Here is a 15,249-nt window from a genome sequence, read left to right as displayed (position 1 = left end):
GCGAGCAAGCCCGCTCCCACATTGAATCGCCTGCACCTACAGACTTTGTGCAGGACCAGGTTAGTCAGCGTTGTTTGAGGCGGTCGATCACGACGGCCAACAGCAAGATCGAACCCCGAATCACATACTGGTAAAACGTATCGATATTCTTCAAATTCATCGCATTCTCGATGATCGCCAGAATCAGCACCCCGGCAATCACATGCCGAATCATCCCGATCCCGCCGCTCAACGACACCCCGCCCAACACACACGCCGAGATCACCGTCAGCTCAAAACCCTGACCAATCATCGGCTGTCCAGACGTCATGCGCGAAGCCAGGATCACCCCGGCCAACGCCCCGATCACCCCGTGCACGGCGAAGATAATGATCTTGGTCCGATCAACGTTCACCCCAGCCAGCAACGCCGCTTCCTGGTTACCACCAATGGCCATGGTGTTGCGCCCGTAGGTGGTGTAATTCAGCAACCAGCCGAAAAACAGGAAGCAAACGATGGTGATCAGAATCGGCACCGGCACCCCCAACAACTGGCCATTGCCGAAGACGAAGAACTGCTCTTGCGACACGCCTACCGCTTTGCCGTTGGCGAAGATGTAAGCCAGGCCGCGAACGATCTGCATGGTCGCCAGCGTGGTAATCAACGCATTGACCCGCAGCTTGGCGATCACGATGCCGTTGATCAACCCGACGATCAGCCCCATGAACAGCGCCGCCACCACACCGAGAAACACGCTGTCGGTGTCGCGCATTACCACCGCTGCGACCACGCCGGCGCAGGCAATCACCGACCCCACCGATAAATCGAAGTGCCCGGACGCCAGGCAATACAACATGGTGCAAGCGGCAATCCCCGTCGTGGAAATCGCCAGGCCCAGGCCGCGCATGTTCAGCGGCGAGAGGAAGTTGTCGATCAGCAAGGTGCAGAGCACGAATATCCCGACGGCCGCCAGCAGCATCACCCAGTCATCGAGAAAGCGCCGCAGGTCCAGAGGTTTGCGCTGGGTGGGCAAAGCGTTGTTTTGGGTTGTCATAGTCACCTCTCAGTTCGCCACGCCGTCAGCGCGTTGGCGCGGCAAAGCCAGTTGCAGCAGGTTGGATTCATTGGCCTGTTCGCGGGACAACTCGCCGCGCATCGCGCCTTCGCAGAGCACCAGGATACGGTCGGAAATACCCATCACTTCCATCAGGTCGCTGGAGACCACGATCACCGCGATGCCGCTGGCGGCCAGGTTGTGGATGATCTGGTAGATCTCGGCTTTGGCGCCGATGTCGATGCCGCGAGTCGGTTCGTCGAGCAGCAGGACCTTCATCGGCATCGACAGCCAGCGACCGAGAATGGCCTTCTGCTGATTGCCGCCGGACAGGTACATGATTTTCTGCGCCGCGTTGGGGGTCTTCACTTTCAGCGCCTTGATCTGCTTGTCGGCGTTGTCCTTCTCCCACAGGCCACGCAACAGACAGCCGAAGGTGGAATGGGCGCCGCGAGCGCTGATGTTGATGTTCTCGGCGACGCTGGCGAGCGGCAGGATGCCCTCTTTCTTGCGGTCCTCGGGGCACAGCAGAATCCCGGCGGCAATCGCATCGCGGGGTGAACGCAACTTCAGTTCATGACCGCGCAATTCCAGGCGCCCGGCGGTGTTGCGCTCAAGGCCACTGAGCATGCGGAACAGCTCGGTACGACCGGCGCCGACCAGGCCGAACAGCCCGAGAATCTCGCCTTTGTGCACCTCGAAACTCACTGGTTCACGCAATCCCGGCCCCAGCAAACCGTCGACCTTGAGCGCCACTGCACCACGCTGACGATGGCGGTAATCGTAGATGTCCTGAATGTCGCGACCGACCATGCAGGTCACCAACTGATCATGAGTCAGCTCGCTCATGTCTTCGAACGTGCGCACAAAGCGACCGTCCTTGAACACCGTCACCGCGTTGCAGATGCGGAAAACTTCTTCCATGCGGTGGGAGACGTAAAGCACGACTTTGCCTTCGTCGCGCAGGCGACCGATGATCGCCATCAAACGATCAATCTCCCGCGCCGACAGGCTGCTGGTCGGTTCGTCAAACGCGATCACATGTGCACCACGGGACAAGGCCTTGGCGATTTCCACCAATTGCCGCTGACCGAGGGACAGGCGCCCGACTTTCTCTTGCGGATCGATTTCATCGGCCAGGCCTTTGAGGCAGGCCAATGCCTGTTGCCGCAATGCGCCGCGATTGATCAAGCCGAAACTGGCCGGCAGATGCCCGAGGAACAGGTTCTCTGCCACGGTCATTTCCGGGACCAGGTGCAGCTCTTGATGGATCACTGCGACGCCACTGCCGATGCTGTCGGCGGTGGACTTGAAGACCATCGCCTGCTCGCCGATCTGCAGGTCGCCGCTGCTCGGGGTGTAAGCCCCGCCGAGGATTTTCAGCAGGGTCGATTTGCCGGCGCCGTTCTCGCCCATCAAGGCGTGAACCTTCCCCGGATGGGCGACGAAGCTGATGCCATCCAGCGCCTTCACCCCGGGAAAGGTCTTGCCGATCCCGTTGAAGCGCAAGCTGCCGCCGGCATTGTGTTGTTGTGTTTTTGATTGCGCGTGCATAACCCACCTCTTCACACAGATCAGGCAGCCCCGTCGCCAGGGCTACCGATGAAATCAACCGGCCCTCAGTTCCAGAGGCCGATCTTTTCCAGTTCCTGCTTGAAGTTCTCGCGAGTGATCAGCGTTACGTCGTCCATCGCGGTGTACTTCGGCGGTTCTTTGCCGGTGGTGACCCACTCGTACATCATGCTCGCGGTGTTGTAGCCCTCGATGTGCGGGCTCGGCAGCATCGAGCCGAAGAAGCCGCTGTTGGCCTTCTTCAATTCGCCGATGGCGTCGGTGCCGTTGATGCCGATGCCGATCACATTGGCCGCGGCAAACCCGGCGCTCTCGGTGGCGCGCACGCCACCCAGCACGGTGTTGTCGTTCATGCCACCGATGATCAGGTTTTTCGCTGCGCTCGGCAGTTTCACCAGCGCCGAGTTGGTGGCGTCCATGCTGCCGGGTACGTCGAGGGTTTTCAGCGCCGAGAACAGAATGTGGTCTTTCGGCATGCCGGCGTCTTCCAGCGCTTTGACCGAACCGTCGGTGCGTTTCTTGCCGGTGTCGAGTTCGTTGAAGGTGTTGATCACCGCGTAGGTGTCTTTCCAGTCCCAGCCACGTTTTTTCGCTTCGGTGGCCATGGCGCTGCCCTGCTTCTGGCCGACTTCGAACGCTGCCATGCCGAGGTAAGGAACATGTTCCATGAACTTGCCGCTGGCATCGACGAAGCGGTCATCGACTGCGATGACTTTCAAACCATTGAGCTTGGCTTTGGCCATGATCGCCGGGCCGAGGGATACGTCTGGCGGGCAGATCACGAAGCCCTTGGCACCGTTGGCGGCGAGGCTGTCGATGGCCGAGAGGGTTTTCTCGCCGTCGGGCACGGCGATCTTGATGACGGTGAAGCCCTTCTCTTTCCCGGCCTTTTCGGCAAATGCCCATTCGGTCTGGAACCAGGGCTCTTCCGCCTGCTTGACCAGAAAACCGATCTTCACTTCCTCGGCCGCCAGCAACGTACTGCTCAGGCTGACCGCGGTGACCGCCAAAGCGGCACAGCACAGGGAACGGATCCCACGACGACGATTCATAAGCTGACTCCTTGTTATTTTTTTTGAGCGTTATTTGAAAGCCAATCAAACTGTGCAGCTAACAGTCATATCGTATGATGATTGGATTTCAGACGTAGTTCCGCGTCTGAAACCCGATTGACTCAGTCGTGGTACATGACCGAGCGACCGCCATCGATGGTGATGCACGAGGCATTGATGAACGGCGCTTCATCGCTGGCCAGGAAAACAGCGGTCATGGCCACTTCGATCGGCTGACCGATACGACGTGGTGGATGCAGATCGAAAGCGCGCTGACGTTCGGCATGCGGGTCGGCAAAACCGTTCCAGTAATCGACGTTCAGCTGGGTTTCGATGTAACCCGGCGCGATGGCGTTGACGCGAATGCCCTTCGGCCCGTATTCGATGCCCAGGGCGCGGGTCAGGCCGAGCAGGCCATGTTTGGCCACCGGGTACGGGAAGCAACCAGGAATGATGTGAGTGGAATGGGTCGAGGCGATGTTGATGATGCTGCCGATGCCCTGCTCGATCATCTGCGGCAATACCGCCTTGCAGCCATACCAGGCGCCGTCGAGGTCGATGGCGAAGCAGCGACGCCAGTCTTCCTCGGTCATTTCCAGCGGATCGCGGAACACATTGACCCCGGCACAATTGACCAGCACATCGATGCGACCGTGCAACTCGATCGCCAGTCTGGCCATGGCGTGCAGGTCCAGCTGCCTGGACACATCGGTCTTGATCGCCTGAACATCAAAGCCTTTGTCCCGCCAGTGCGCCGCGACCTTTTCGACTTTCTCACCCTGAATATCGCTGATGATCAGCTTGGCCTGCTGGGAAGCGAAGGTCGCGACAATCGCCTCGCCGATACCCTGAGCAGCACCGGTCAGCAGCACGACCTTGTTTTTCAGGCGCTCACCCTTCGGCGGTTCGGGCACTGGTGGCAAGGAAAGAGGTTCAGCCATGGATCAAGACTCCTTTTCGAGCGCACGACAAAAACCGGGCATCTGTCGATGTCCGGTCAAAAGGCTTTTTGGAAAATCGCTGCATCACTTCACCTGTTTTGTTTTTTTAAGTGTGAGTGCGTGTAACTGATGGAGCCGACTATAAACCCGACTGCCAAATAATCTCAATATATAATTTTACATCCCATATGTTGGGATTTATCCGGCAAACCGATTACAGGTTTTTCCGGGCACATCGACTCGAATCGACAGCAACGCGCCGTCCAACGGATGGTTGAGCGGGCTCGCGGCGCTGGTGATGTAAAGGGTTTTGAGGTCATCACCCCCGAATACGCAACTGGTGGGGCGGCTGATTGGCAGCTCGATCACGCGATCAACCTGCCCGTCCGGTGTCAGCCGAAGCAGACAGCTACCATCCCAGCGGGCGTTCCAAATGTAACCTTCGGCATTCATCGCCGAGCCATCCGGCACACCGCATTCATGGGGCCCAAACCAGATGTGGGCCGGGTCGAGGCTGCCGTCGGTGCGGATGAAATACTGATAGAGCGTACGGTCGAGGCTGTCGGCGAAATACACGGTGGTCGCGTCGTCGCTCCACAGCAACGTGTTCGGGATGCCCAACCCTCTAAGCAACGGCGTGACCCGAGCATCGCGATCGATGCGAAACAGGCCACCGGAACGCCGCACAATGGGCACGTCTTCGCCCTGCTCGCCGATGTTGTTCTGCATGGTGCCGAGCCAGAGCCGGCCCTGAGCATCGCAGCGGGCTTCATTGGCGCGATTGCCGGGTTGCGGATCGGCGACGCAGAGCAAGGTCAATCGTGGTTCCAGGCCGGGGGAATCCAGATCGAGTCGATACACGCCGCTGTTCAACGTCACCAGCGCATCACCGCTTTCGCAGGGGATAAAGGCGGACACATGCTCGGGCATCTGCCAGATCTGCACGTTGGCACCAATCAGCCGCAGCGCCTGTTGACCGGCGATATCAACCCAGTACAGCGCCTGGGTCGGCGCGTCCCAAAACGGGCTTTCGCCCAGTCGTGCCCGGTGTTCGGTAACCGCAGTCCACTCCATGAAACCTCCTTCCTTATTGCTTTTATGTGGGAGCGGGCTTGCTCGCGAAGGCGGTGTGTCTGTGACATCAATGTTGGATGTGCCGACGCCTTCGCGAGCAAGTCGAATCGTCGCACCGCCGCTTCCACAGGGACTTTGTGTTGTCAGCTGGCTTTCTTGTCGGCCATGACTTGCGGGTAGAAGCGCTTGATGGCCAGGTCGGCGTTATCGATCAGGGTCATGCAGGCCCAGACACCTCGCGCGGCATCCCGGGCGGCGATGGCCTCGGCCATGTCTTTGTGAATCGGTAGTGTGCGGCGCAGTTCGTCCGGGTCGGCGGCGGACACTTCGAAAGACACCGCCAGCAGCGCGCCGAGGGCCGGGACCATTTGTTCGATGAATTGATTGTGGCTGGCAGCGAGGATGCACTCGTGGAAGAACTGGTCGGCGCGGTTGTAATCGATGCCGCTGTCCACTGCCCGCTCCAATGCGTTGTAAGCCTGAAGGATGGCGTGAACCTGTTCGACGGTAGCGCGCTCACAAGCCCAGCGCACGGCCATGGGTTCGATGGTGCGGCGCAGGTCGAGCAAGTCGTCGACGAAGTTTTCCGGCAAGCCGCTGCGTGATAGCCAGCCTACGACTTGCGGATCGAAGAGGTTCCAGCGGCGCACCGGCAACACCCGCGTGCCGACCTTGGGCCCGACTTCGAGCATGCCCTTGGCAACCAGGGTTTTGATGGCTTCGCGGATAACGGTGCGGCTGACACCGAGTTGCTCGCCCAGGTCGGCTTCGACCTTGAGCGTCTCACCCGGCTTGACCTGCCCCGTGGCGATCCAGCAACCCAGCCAATCGACCGTCGACGCATGAAAACTGCTGGACATGGACACCTCGATTCAGGGACGGCACAAAGCCGTTCACGATGGATGCCCACGCTAATCATCATACGATTGAGTGTCAATTAGATTTTTTCTGTCTGACGGCGTTCAGGCGAGCGATTTGAACGAACCCGCTTTGTGACCTACGGTTAGCCGCGACAGATCAAGCGCAACTAAAGTCCGCTATCGACAGGTATAAGCATGAACATGGATGCGTCTACGCAATACCCGATTGTTTTGGTCCACGGCCTTTTTGGCTTCGATAAAATTGCCGGTTATCCCTACTTCTTCGAGATCAAGGAAGCTCTGGAACACGCTGGGGCCAAGGTGTTTGCCGTTAACATTCCAGCCGTGAACGGAAACGAGGAGCGCGGTAAAAAACTGCTCGAACACGTCAACCGTATTTTGCAGGAAACGGGAGCCGCCAAGGTCAATCTGATCGGCCACAGCCAAGGTCCATTGGCTGCACGCTACGTAGCGGCGCTACACCCGGAAAAGGTCGCATCAGTCACTTCTGTCAGCTGCCCCAATCATGGCTCCGAGATTGCCGACCAATTGCATAAGGCGCTGACGCCTGGTGAGTTGCCCGAAGTGCTCGTACTCGCCCTGTTCAAAGCAGTCGGTACCTTCATTTCGTTGATCAGCGACCATCCGGAAAACCCTCAGGACCCTCAAGCGGCTTTCGAATCGTTGACCAGCGCAGGTTTGGCAGCCTTCAACAAGAAGTACCCGCAAGGGCTACCGCAACATTGGGGTGGGGAAGGCAACGAAGTTGAAAACGGCGTGCACTACTACTCCTGGAGCGGGATTCTGCAAAACTTTCAAAGTCTGCAACCTCTCGATCCGTCCCACTTGAACTGTATTGTGCTGTCGAAGTTATTTTATAAAGAGAAACACGCCAACGATGGGCTAGTCGGACAGTACAGCTCGCACCTGGGCAAAGTCATTCGTTCGGATTACCCGATGGACCATTTCGACGCAGTCAATCAAATGGCCGGGATCACGAGTTGGAACGTCAGCCCGGTCCACCTCTATCTTGAACATGCTGCTCGGCTTAAGGACAAAGGTTTGTAGGCAAAAAAATGGCCCGCTTGAATAGCGGGCCATTTTCCAGAACACAGCAACTTGGCGAGTTACGGCTCAAGCCCGATGGGAAAGAACTCGCCAGCGCTCCACACGCCTAACCAGCGCTGCCCGTCGATCTCGCGGGTGACGGCCAGCTCCACCAGTTGGTAGAACACGTTGCGGTGGATCAGGGCTTCGAGGTTGGTGCGCACATGCACGTAGGGCGCAGGTTCCTGCGTGACCGGGTCGATCACCACGCGCATGGGGTGTTCGGTGCCGGCCTCGGCGGTCTCGTCAACATTGGTGGTAAAGCGCAAGACCTGGGTTTCACCCTCGCCTTCGACCTCCACGGCAATCGCCACGAAGGGCGCGTCGTCGACCTTGATGCCAACCTTCTCGACCGGGGTGATGAGGAAGTAATCGTCACCATCGCGACGAATGATGGTGGAGAACAGCTTGACCATCGGCTTGCGCCCGATCGGCGTGCCCAGGTAATACCAGGTGCCATCACGGGCGATACGCATGTCGATGTCGCCGCAGAAGTCGGGGTTCCACAGGTGGACCGGCGGCAAGCCTTTGGTTTTGGGGATTTGCCCCAACAGATCGTTGGCTTTTTGCGGGCCACTCATGGCGTTCTCCTTTTGAATTACTGGTCGCTGAGCCCCAGCAGGCTGCGCGCGTATTGTTCCAGCGGCGGGCCCATCAGGTCTTCTGGCTTTTTGTCGTGGAACGTCAGTAAACCGCCACGACTCTTGATGCGTGCAGTATCAATCAAATACTGGGTGCTGGTCTCGATCAACATGATCTGAATCACGCCGCCGTCGATACCGAGGCGATCCAAGGCTTCCTGATCAAGCCATTCGTCCGAGTTGCCGATGCGGTCGTCAGACTTGGCGAACCGGGTATAGAGCAGGTAATGGGCACCGGCGGCACGGGCTTCACCCATGGCTTGATCAAGACCTTCCGGCGCACGGGCGCGGCGGACCATAGGGAAGTATTCGATAAAGCCATCGAAGGCGACTTCGGCGATCACGTTAGGCCGCGGGTAGACAGCACTGTCTGGCGGCACAAAGGCGCCCTGGGCGATATAGACGAATGAGTCCGGTTGAATGCGCAGGTTATTCACACGGTGGCTGTCGCTATGGTCGAGCAACCCCGCGTCGCTCATGTGGTAGCGAGTCCCTTCAGCCAGATCGCTGACATTCATGCAGCCACCAAGCGCCAAAACGGCCAGCAGCAAAACCAGGCTACGCATCCTACCCTCCAGAGGCCGGTGACGGAAAACCGGCGAATGGCCATTGGATGCAGCTTCCGCGCCAGCTCGGGATCAGCAGCGTCTCACAGATCGCATCGCGAGCAAGCTCGCTCCCACAGGGTTGGCACAGGACCTGTGGGAGCGAGCTTGCTCGCGATGAGGTTCGATCAGCCGCCAATAATCTTCATGATGGTCGCACCACCTGAAAATGCTACTTCCTGCTTATCGCCCAAGGCTTTCACCAAGAGTCGCTGCAAGGCCGGCAATGCCTGATGACGCGGCTTGTCCAGCAGGTCGCCGACATAGTGGCGGTTGCTCGACGACAGGCAGCCATGCAGCCAGCCCGTGGACGAAAGGCGCAGCCGCGAACAGGTGCGGCAGAAAGGAACGCTTTCGTTGGCGATAATACCAAAGTAGCCCTGCCCCGGAATTTCATAACGCACGGCGGTGGCGTCTACCGGCGCATCGGCCTGAAGGTATTCGTAGCGCTCGCCGATCAGGCTGAGCAACTGCTGCAGGCTGACAAACTGTTGCAGGAAAGCATTGGAGTCGTTGGCCAGGTGGCCCATGCGCATCAACTCGATGAAGCGAAGCTCATAGCCGCGCTCCAGACAGTAATCGAGTAGCGGCATTACTTGATCGAGGTTCTGCCCACGCAGCGGCACCATATTGACCTTGATCTTCAGGCCGGCGGCGCTGGCCTGATCCATACCGTCGAGCACAGTCGCCAGATCGCCGCCACGGGCAATGCTGCGAAAGGCGCTGGCATCCAGGGTATCGAGGGAAACGTTGATGCGACGAATGCCAGCATCCGCCAGTAGTGGCAGTTTCTTCGCCAGCAGCTGACCGTTGGTGGTCAGGCTGATGTCCGCCAGGCCCATCTGCCCGACGGCGGTCATGAAGGTTTCGAGTTTGGGGCTGACCAGCGGCTCGCCGCCGGTGATGCGCAAACGCTCAATGCCCGCCGCTTCGATCAGATAGGCCACGCCACGCGCCATGGCCTCGGCCGACAATTCATCCTGCGCAGCGACCAACCGCTTGCCGTTGGGCACGCAGTAGGTACAAGCGTAATTGCAGGCTGAAGTCAGACTGATTCGCAAATTGCGAAAACGCCTGCCTTGACGGTCAACGATCATGGACTACTCCGGCGGAAGAATATTCGGACCGCTAAAACTTGACTCACAAATCAAGTTTTAGCAAGTCCTATGCCTGAGTATATTCCTGCGGTACTGCGCCACGTAGCGAAATAATGGCGCAATAAGGCAACTGAATGGTTCAGCTGCTCGGGGTGTCGCTATCGCGCTTGCGCTTGTTGCCCATGCGTACGCCGATGTCCATCAGGAACTGGAAGAAACCTTCCTGATCTTCCAGCACATTGCTCCAGAACGGCGAGTGATACAGCGCCACGGCGCCGTGCACCAGCGCCCAGGAGGCGCAGTAATGGAAGTAAGGCGGCACATCTTCGAGCTTGCCTTCGCTGATCCGGCCTTTGATGAGCAGGGTCAGGCGTTCGAAGTTCGAGGCGCGAATCTTGTGCAGCTCCTCGACCATCTCCGGTACCTGATTGCCCTTGACCACCTTCTCTTCCAGGCGATCGAACAACCGATAGCGTTGAGGGTCGCGCATGCGGAATTCGAAGTAGGCCCGGGACAGGGCTTCCTTGTCCTTGTCGACATCGGCCGAATGCAACAGCTCGTTCAAATCGCGCTCGTAATCGAGCATCAGGCGCAGATAGATTTCAGCCTTGGATTTGAAGTGCTTGTAGATCGTGCCTTTGCCGATACCGACGGCATCAGCAATCATCTCGACGGTGACACTGTCTTCACCTTGATCGAGGAACAGCTTGAGCGCGGTATCGAGAATTTCTTGCTCGCGGCGACGAAACTCACGGACCTTACGAGGTTCTTTATGCATAAGAAAAGGTCTGTAGGGGTCAAAATTCGAAGCCGCGTATTATGCCTAACTTGCGCAAAAATGCACGGATCATCCGACCATATATGTGTTTCTTGATGAATTCCGGCAGCCTCGCAGATTAATGAGAACTCAACCGAAGCGCCCGTATTCCAAATTTGTTTAAAAACCGGCGCCGGTAAACTGGACTCGACGCAATACTGATCAATACTTCAACTGTCGGCGGGACATCTCCCCCAAGTGTTGCGCCGATATAGGTACCAACGGACCGCGTGCCTTTGTTTTACTCCTAATGGTCTTAACCCGGATTCCCCCCCCAGAACCCGGGTTTTTTTTGCCTGCGATTTAACCTTTCACATGCGCCAGCGGAAACAGTCGCTTGAAATTCTCGGTGGTTTGCTCGGCAAACCGCTCGTAGGGCTCACCTCGCAACATTGCCAGAAATTCCGCTACGTCGCGCACGTACTGCGGCAGGTTCGGCTTGCCGCGATGAGGGATCGGCGCCAGGTAAGGCGAGTCGGTTTCCACCAGCAATCGGTCAGCTGGCACTTTACTGGCAACGTCACGCAGAGCGTCGGCATTGCGGAAAGTGACAATCCCGGACAAGGAAATGTAATACCCCATGTCCAGCGCCGCTTTGGCCATGTCCCAGTCTTCGGTGAAGCAATGCAGCACGCCAGCCTGGGGCAGCGCCGCTTCACGCAGGAGGTTCAACGTATCGGCGCGGGCACCACGGGTGTGAATGATCACCGGTTTGCCCGTCTGCTGCGCCGCTTGCAGATGCAGGCGAAACGATTCCTGCTGCAACTCCGCCGCTTCCGGCTCGTAGTGATAATCCAGACCGGTTTCACCGATCGCGACCACACGCGGGTGGTTGAGCTCGCGCAACAGCCAATCCAGTGCTGGCGCGGCGCCCGGTTGCACGTCCAGCGGATGCACGCCAACCGAACAGTCGACGTCGTCGTAACGTTCGGCCAGGGCTTTGACGTCGGCGGCATTCTCGACGCTGACGCCGATACACAGAAAGTGCCCTACCCCGCGCAGACGGGCCGCATCAAGGGCGGCATCCAGGGAGCCGTCGTGGGCGGCGAGGTCAAGGCGATCAAGGTGGCAATGGGAATCTACGAGCATAAAAGGCTGCAACTTACATCGTATGAGTGGGACGGTCGGACTTCAGGGCTCCGGCCAGATGAGTTTCGATTCGACTGCGCGCAGTATTGTCGCCATCGTCGAATTGTACGCCGACCCCGGCAGCCCGGTTGCCCTGCGCACCTTTGGGGGTAATCCAGGTGACCTTGCCGGCGACCGGAATCTTCTCCGGCTCGTCCATCAGGTTCAACAGCATGAATACCTCATCGCCCAACTTGTAACTCTTGTTGGTCGGGATAAACAGGCCACCGTTCTTGATGAACGGCATGTAGGCCGCGTAAAGCACGGACTTGTCCTTGATCGTCAGGGACAAAATGCCGTTGCGCGGCCCCGGATTGACGAGTTCATTCATGCTGACCTCCGTTGCTGATGCTCAGAGTCTAGTGTCCCGTCTCACAAACAGTATTTGCGAGACAGGATACTAAGCACAGACGGTCACTTCTGGGTAGGCAAACCCACCCATTGCACCAAAAGCGCCTCCAGCAACAACACCCGATTGAGGTTGGCTTTGCTCATCACTTTCTGGCGCTGGGCTAGGATCCAGTCCTGAATATTCAGGACTTTGTCCTGGCCGGCTTTCTGCGCCAGGTACTGAATCACCTTGCGCATGTCCGTCAGTCCCAGGCCTTCTTCGTCCTGAGTCAGCTGATAGCGCAGAATCAGGCTCGACCAGTCGCAGAACCAGTCGAACAACAGCAACAGCGGAATCGCATTCCAGCCTTCGGCCAGTTGCGTCGGTGACTGTTGCTGTTTGAGCAACTTCTTCACGCCATCGACCACCAGCGCCCGCTGCTCGCGCACGCCCTGGGCCTGCAAGTTGACGGCGGCCAGTGGCGAACCGGCGGCCAGGGTCAGCAACTCGATACGCTCTTCTTCCGCGCAGTCCGGCAAAGCCTTCGCCAGCCACGCAAGACTCATGGCTTCGCTCGGCAATGGACAAGCCTGCTGCACGCAGCGGCTCTTGATGGTCGGCAACAGACGACTGGTCTGGTGGCTGACCAACAGTAAAACAGTATCGCCGGAAGGTTCTTCAAGGCTTTTGAGCAAGGCGTTGGCGGCGTTGATGTTCATCGACTCGACCGGCTCGATCAGCACCACTTTGCGGCCGCCCATCTGCGCGGTCTGAACCACGAAGCTGACCAGATCACGAACCTGATCGACCTTGATCGCCTTATCGGCTTCTTCCGGCTCCAGAATGTAGTTGTCAGGGTGACTGCCGGCCTTGAGCAACAGACAGGATTTGCATTCGCCGCAAGCATCGTGGGCGGCGCTCGGACGCTGGCACAGCAAACTGGCCATCAAGCGCTCGGCCAGCGCGCGCTTGCCGATCCCGGCCGGGCCATGCAACAGATAGGCGTGAGCATGTTGCTTGCGACCGGCCAAATGCTGCCAGAGACTGTCCTGCCACGGATAGGCTTCAGCCACGGGTCAACTCCAGCAGACGCGGCAACAAGGCATCCAGTGCCTGCTGAACCTGCGCCAACGGCTGGGCGGCATCGACCAGGACATAACGCGCAGGATCCGCTTCAGCACGCTTGAGGAAAGCACTGCGCACCGCATCAAAAAAGGTTCGGCCTTCGAGTTCGAAGCGATCCAGTCGACCGCGAGCGCTGGCGCGGGCCAGGCCCACTTCCACCGGCAGATCGAAAATCAACGTCAGGTCCGGCCGCAGATCGCCCTGGACGAAGGTTTCCAGGGTCGCGATGCGTTCCACCGACAGGCCGCGACCGCCACCCTGATAGGCGTAGGTCGAATCGGTAAAGCGATCACACAGGACCACCGCGCCGCGGGCCAGCGCCGGGCGAATCACCTCGGCCAGATGCTGGGCTCGCGCGGCGAATACCAACAGCAACTCGGTGTCGGGGTTCATGACTTCGTCAACCGGTGCCAGCAGCACTTCGCGGATCCGCTCGGCCAACGGCGTGCCGCCTGGTTCGCGAGTCAGCACGACCTCGATACCCGCGGCGCGCAGGCGCTCGGCCAGGTATTCGCGATTGGTGCTCTTGCCGGCCCCTTCCGGGCCTTCCAGGGTAATAAACAAGCCAGTCACAGGCAGTCCTTAGTCAGAATCATTGCGGGCTTTGCGGCGCGGTTGCATCCGGTTCGGGCGCGGGTGCAGCTGCGGGTTCTTGAGCGGGTTCTTGCGCCGGCTCCGGTGATGGCGACTGGTCAGGCGCTTGCAGCTCTGTTGGCGCCGCCTGAGCAGGTTCTTGTGGCGGCACTTGCGGCAAAGCCTCGGGGACTGTGTCGGGCGAAGCAGCCGGAATCGGTGCCTGCTCATCCGTCGCCTCTGGCGCCGTAGCCGGCGCCGGCGCCGGGCTGGAGCGGTAGTCGGCACGGCGCTTGATCTGGAACTCACGCACAGCGTTATTGTGCGCGTCCAGATCATCGGAGAACACGTGGCTGCCATCACCACGAGCAACGAAATAGAGGCTATTGCCAGCCACCGGATTCAGCGCTGCATGAATCGCTTCGCGGCCGACCATGGCGATCGGGGTCGGCGGTAGTCCCGAAATCATGTAGGTGTTGTACGGCGTCGCCTCCTTGAGATGGGCGCGAGTCAATTTGCCGTTGTAACGATCACCGAGGCCGTAGATCACGGTCGGATCAGTCTGCAACAACATGCCTATTTCCATGCGCCGTACAAACACGCCAGCGATTTGCCCGCGCTCCTGCGGCACGCCGGTTTCCTTCTCCACCAGCGAGGCCATGATCAGCGCCTGATAGGGCTCGGTGTACGGCACGTCAGCGGCGCGCTGGCTCCACTCCTTGGCAAGGACTTCGTCGAGGCGGTCGTAGGCTTTTTTCAGCAGCTCGACATCGGTCATGCCGCGCACGAAGCGATAGGTGTCAGGGAAGAATCGCCCTTCCGGAAAAATCCCGGTGTGGCCGAGTTTGTCCATCACCTCGCTATCACTCAAACCGTCGAGGGTCTTTTCGAGTTTTTCATCCTTGGCCAGAGCAGCGCGCACCTGATGGAAATTCCAGCCTTCGACCAGGGTCAGGCTGTACTGAACCATTTCCCCGCGTTTCCACAGGTCAATCAGTCCTTCGACGGTCATGCCGGGCTGCATGCGGTATTCGCCCTTGTGCAGCGGTTGTTTGGCGAGATTGAAGCGCCAATACACCCGCAGCCAGAAAGCATCCTTGATGACGCCATCGGCTTCGAGTCGATAGAAGGTGCGGGTCGGTGTCGTGCCTTTTGGCACTTCCAGCAGCTCTTCCTGAGTGATATTCAGCGGCTGTTCCAGCGCCGAATGGATTTTCCAGGCGGAGGCGCCCAGACACAGCCCTGCCAGAACCAATCCGGTTTCCAGCAGCAGCAAGAATTTACGTCTCACGT

16 protein-coding genes are annotated in these 15,249 nt (G+C 58.9%); 1 reads left to right on the top strand and 15 read right to left on the bottom strand.

The genetic code is table 11. From position 1 onward, the window contains the following. Positions 1-64: 64 nt before the first annotated feature. From araH to E3W21_RS08610, 6 genes are all read right to left on the bottom strand, one after another. Positions 65-1,033: an L-arabinose ABC transporter permease AraH gene (gene araH / locus E3W21_RS08635; protein ID WP_134419094.1), complete on the bottom strand. Its 969-nt coding sequence runs from the start codon at positions 1,031-1,033 to the stop codon at positions 65-67. A 9-nt stretch (positions 1,034-1,042) separates the two neighbouring features. Continuing rightward, the gene (gene araG, locus E3W21_RS08630) at positions 1,043-2,587 is read right to left on the bottom strand and encodes an L-arabinose ABC transporter ATP-binding protein AraG (RefSeq protein ID WP_134419093.1); all 1,545 of its coding nucleotides are present in this window, start codon (positions 2,585-2,587) and stop codon (positions 1,043-1,045) included. A 65-nt stretch (positions 2,588-2,652) separates the two neighbouring features. Continuing rightward, positions 2,653-3,657 carry a substrate-binding domain-containing protein gene (locus E3W21_RS08625; RefSeq protein WP_129437427.1) on the bottom strand — a complete coding sequence of 335 codons (1,005 nt, stop codon included), beginning with the start codon at positions 3,655-3,657 and terminating at the stop codon, positions 2,653-2,655. 122 nt (positions 3,658-3,779) lie between these two features. Next, the gene (locus tag E3W21_RS08620) at positions 3,780-4,598 is read right to left on the bottom strand and encodes an SDR family oxidoreductase (protein ID WP_134419092.1); all 819 of its coding nucleotides are present in this window, start codon (positions 4,596-4,598) and stop codon (positions 3,780-3,782) included. 198 nt (positions 4,599-4,796) lie between these two features. Continuing rightward, the gene (locus E3W21_RS08615; protein ID WP_134419091.1) at positions 4,797-5,672 is read right to left on the bottom strand and encodes an SMP-30/gluconolactonase/LRE family protein; all 876 of its coding nucleotides are present in this window, start codon (positions 5,670-5,672) and stop codon (positions 4,797-4,799) included. A gap of 143 nt (positions 5,673-5,815) precedes the next feature. Further along, a complete protein-coding gene (locus tag E3W21_RS08610) occupies positions 5,816-6,532 on the bottom strand; it encodes a FadR/GntR family transcriptional regulator (protein WP_008152308.1) in 717 nt (238 codons plus the stop codon). Between the two features lie 195 nt (positions 6,533-6,727). Between E3W21_RS08610 and E3W21_RS08605 the strand changes: the two genes are divergently transcribed. After that, on the top strand, positions 6,728-7,600 hold the full coding sequence (locus E3W21_RS08605; protein ID WP_134419090.1) for a triacylglycerol lipase: 873 nt from the start codon (positions 6,728-6,730) through the stop codon (positions 7,598-7,600). Between the two features lie 59 nt (positions 7,601-7,659). Here the strand turns inward: E3W21_RS08605 and E3W21_RS08600 are convergent, their stop codons facing one another. From E3W21_RS08600 to mltG, 9 genes are all read right to left on the bottom strand, one after another. Beyond that, complete coding sequence (locus tag E3W21_RS08600) at positions 7,660-8,220, bottom strand: DUF1285 domain-containing protein (RefSeq protein ID WP_046049085.1); 561 nt, start codon at positions 8,218-8,220, stop codon at positions 7,660-7,662. Positions 8,221-8,237: 17 nt separating this feature from the next. Next, a complete protein-coding gene (locus tag E3W21_RS08595) occupies positions 8,238-8,846 on the bottom strand; it encodes a DUF4823 domain-containing protein (RefSeq protein ID WP_129437436.1) in 609 nt (202 codons plus the stop codon). A 167-nt stretch (positions 8,847-9,013) separates the two neighbouring features. Further along, positions 9,014-9,982, bottom strand: a complete 969-nt coding sequence (locus tag E3W21_RS08590; protein ID WP_134419089.1) for a GTP 3',8-cyclase MoaA — start codon at positions 9,980-9,982, stop codon at positions 9,014-9,016. A 139-nt stretch (positions 9,983-10,121) separates the two neighbouring features. Continuing rightward, positions 10,122-10,760 (bottom strand): TetR/AcrR family transcriptional regulator, encoded by a 639-nt coding sequence (locus E3W21_RS08585; protein WP_007945721.1) that lies wholly within the window; start codon positions 10,758-10,760, stop codon positions 10,122-10,124. Between the two features lie 342 nt (positions 10,761-11,102). Continuing rightward, positions 11,103-11,888 carry a TatD family hydrolase gene (locus tag E3W21_RS08580; protein WP_033056960.1) on the bottom strand — a complete coding sequence of 262 codons (786 nt, stop codon included), beginning with the start codon at positions 11,886-11,888 and terminating at the stop codon, positions 11,103-11,105. A gap of 13 nt (positions 11,889-11,901) precedes the next feature. Then, positions 11,902-12,258, bottom strand: a complete 357-nt coding sequence (locus tag E3W21_RS08575; RefSeq protein WP_129437442.1) for a PilZ domain-containing protein — start codon at positions 12,256-12,258, stop codon at positions 11,902-11,904. An 83-nt stretch (positions 12,259-12,341) separates the two neighbouring features. After that, positions 12,342-13,331, bottom strand: coding sequence for a DNA polymerase III subunit delta' (locus E3W21_RS08570; RefSeq protein ID WP_134419088.1), 990 nt, complete (start codon positions 13,329-13,331; stop codon positions 12,342-12,344). Next, complete coding sequence (tmk, locus tag E3W21_RS08565) at positions 13,324-13,956, bottom strand: dTMP kinase (protein ID WP_134419087.1); 633 nt, start codon at positions 13,954-13,956, stop codon at positions 13,324-13,326. Before tmk ends, E3W21_RS08570 begins: the two co-directional genes overlap by 8 nt. 19 nt (positions 13,957-13,975) lie before the next feature. Beyond that, positions 13,976-15,247: an endolytic transglycosylase MltG gene (mltG, locus tag E3W21_RS08560; RefSeq protein WP_134419086.1), complete on the bottom strand. Its 1,272-nt coding sequence runs from the start codon at positions 15,245-15,247 to the stop codon at positions 13,976-13,978. Between the last annotated feature and the right edge of the window lie 2 nt (positions 15,248-15,249).

Source organism: Pseudomonas sp. F01002 (assembly GCF_004402115.1).
In the GTDB taxonomy this organism is placed as follows: Bacteria; Pseudomonadota; Gammaproteobacteria; order Pseudomonadales; family Pseudomonadaceae; genus Aquipseudomonas; species Aquipseudomonas frigoris.
Note: the sequence above shows the minus strand (reverse complement) of the source record. Positions and strands in the feature narration are given on the sequence as shown.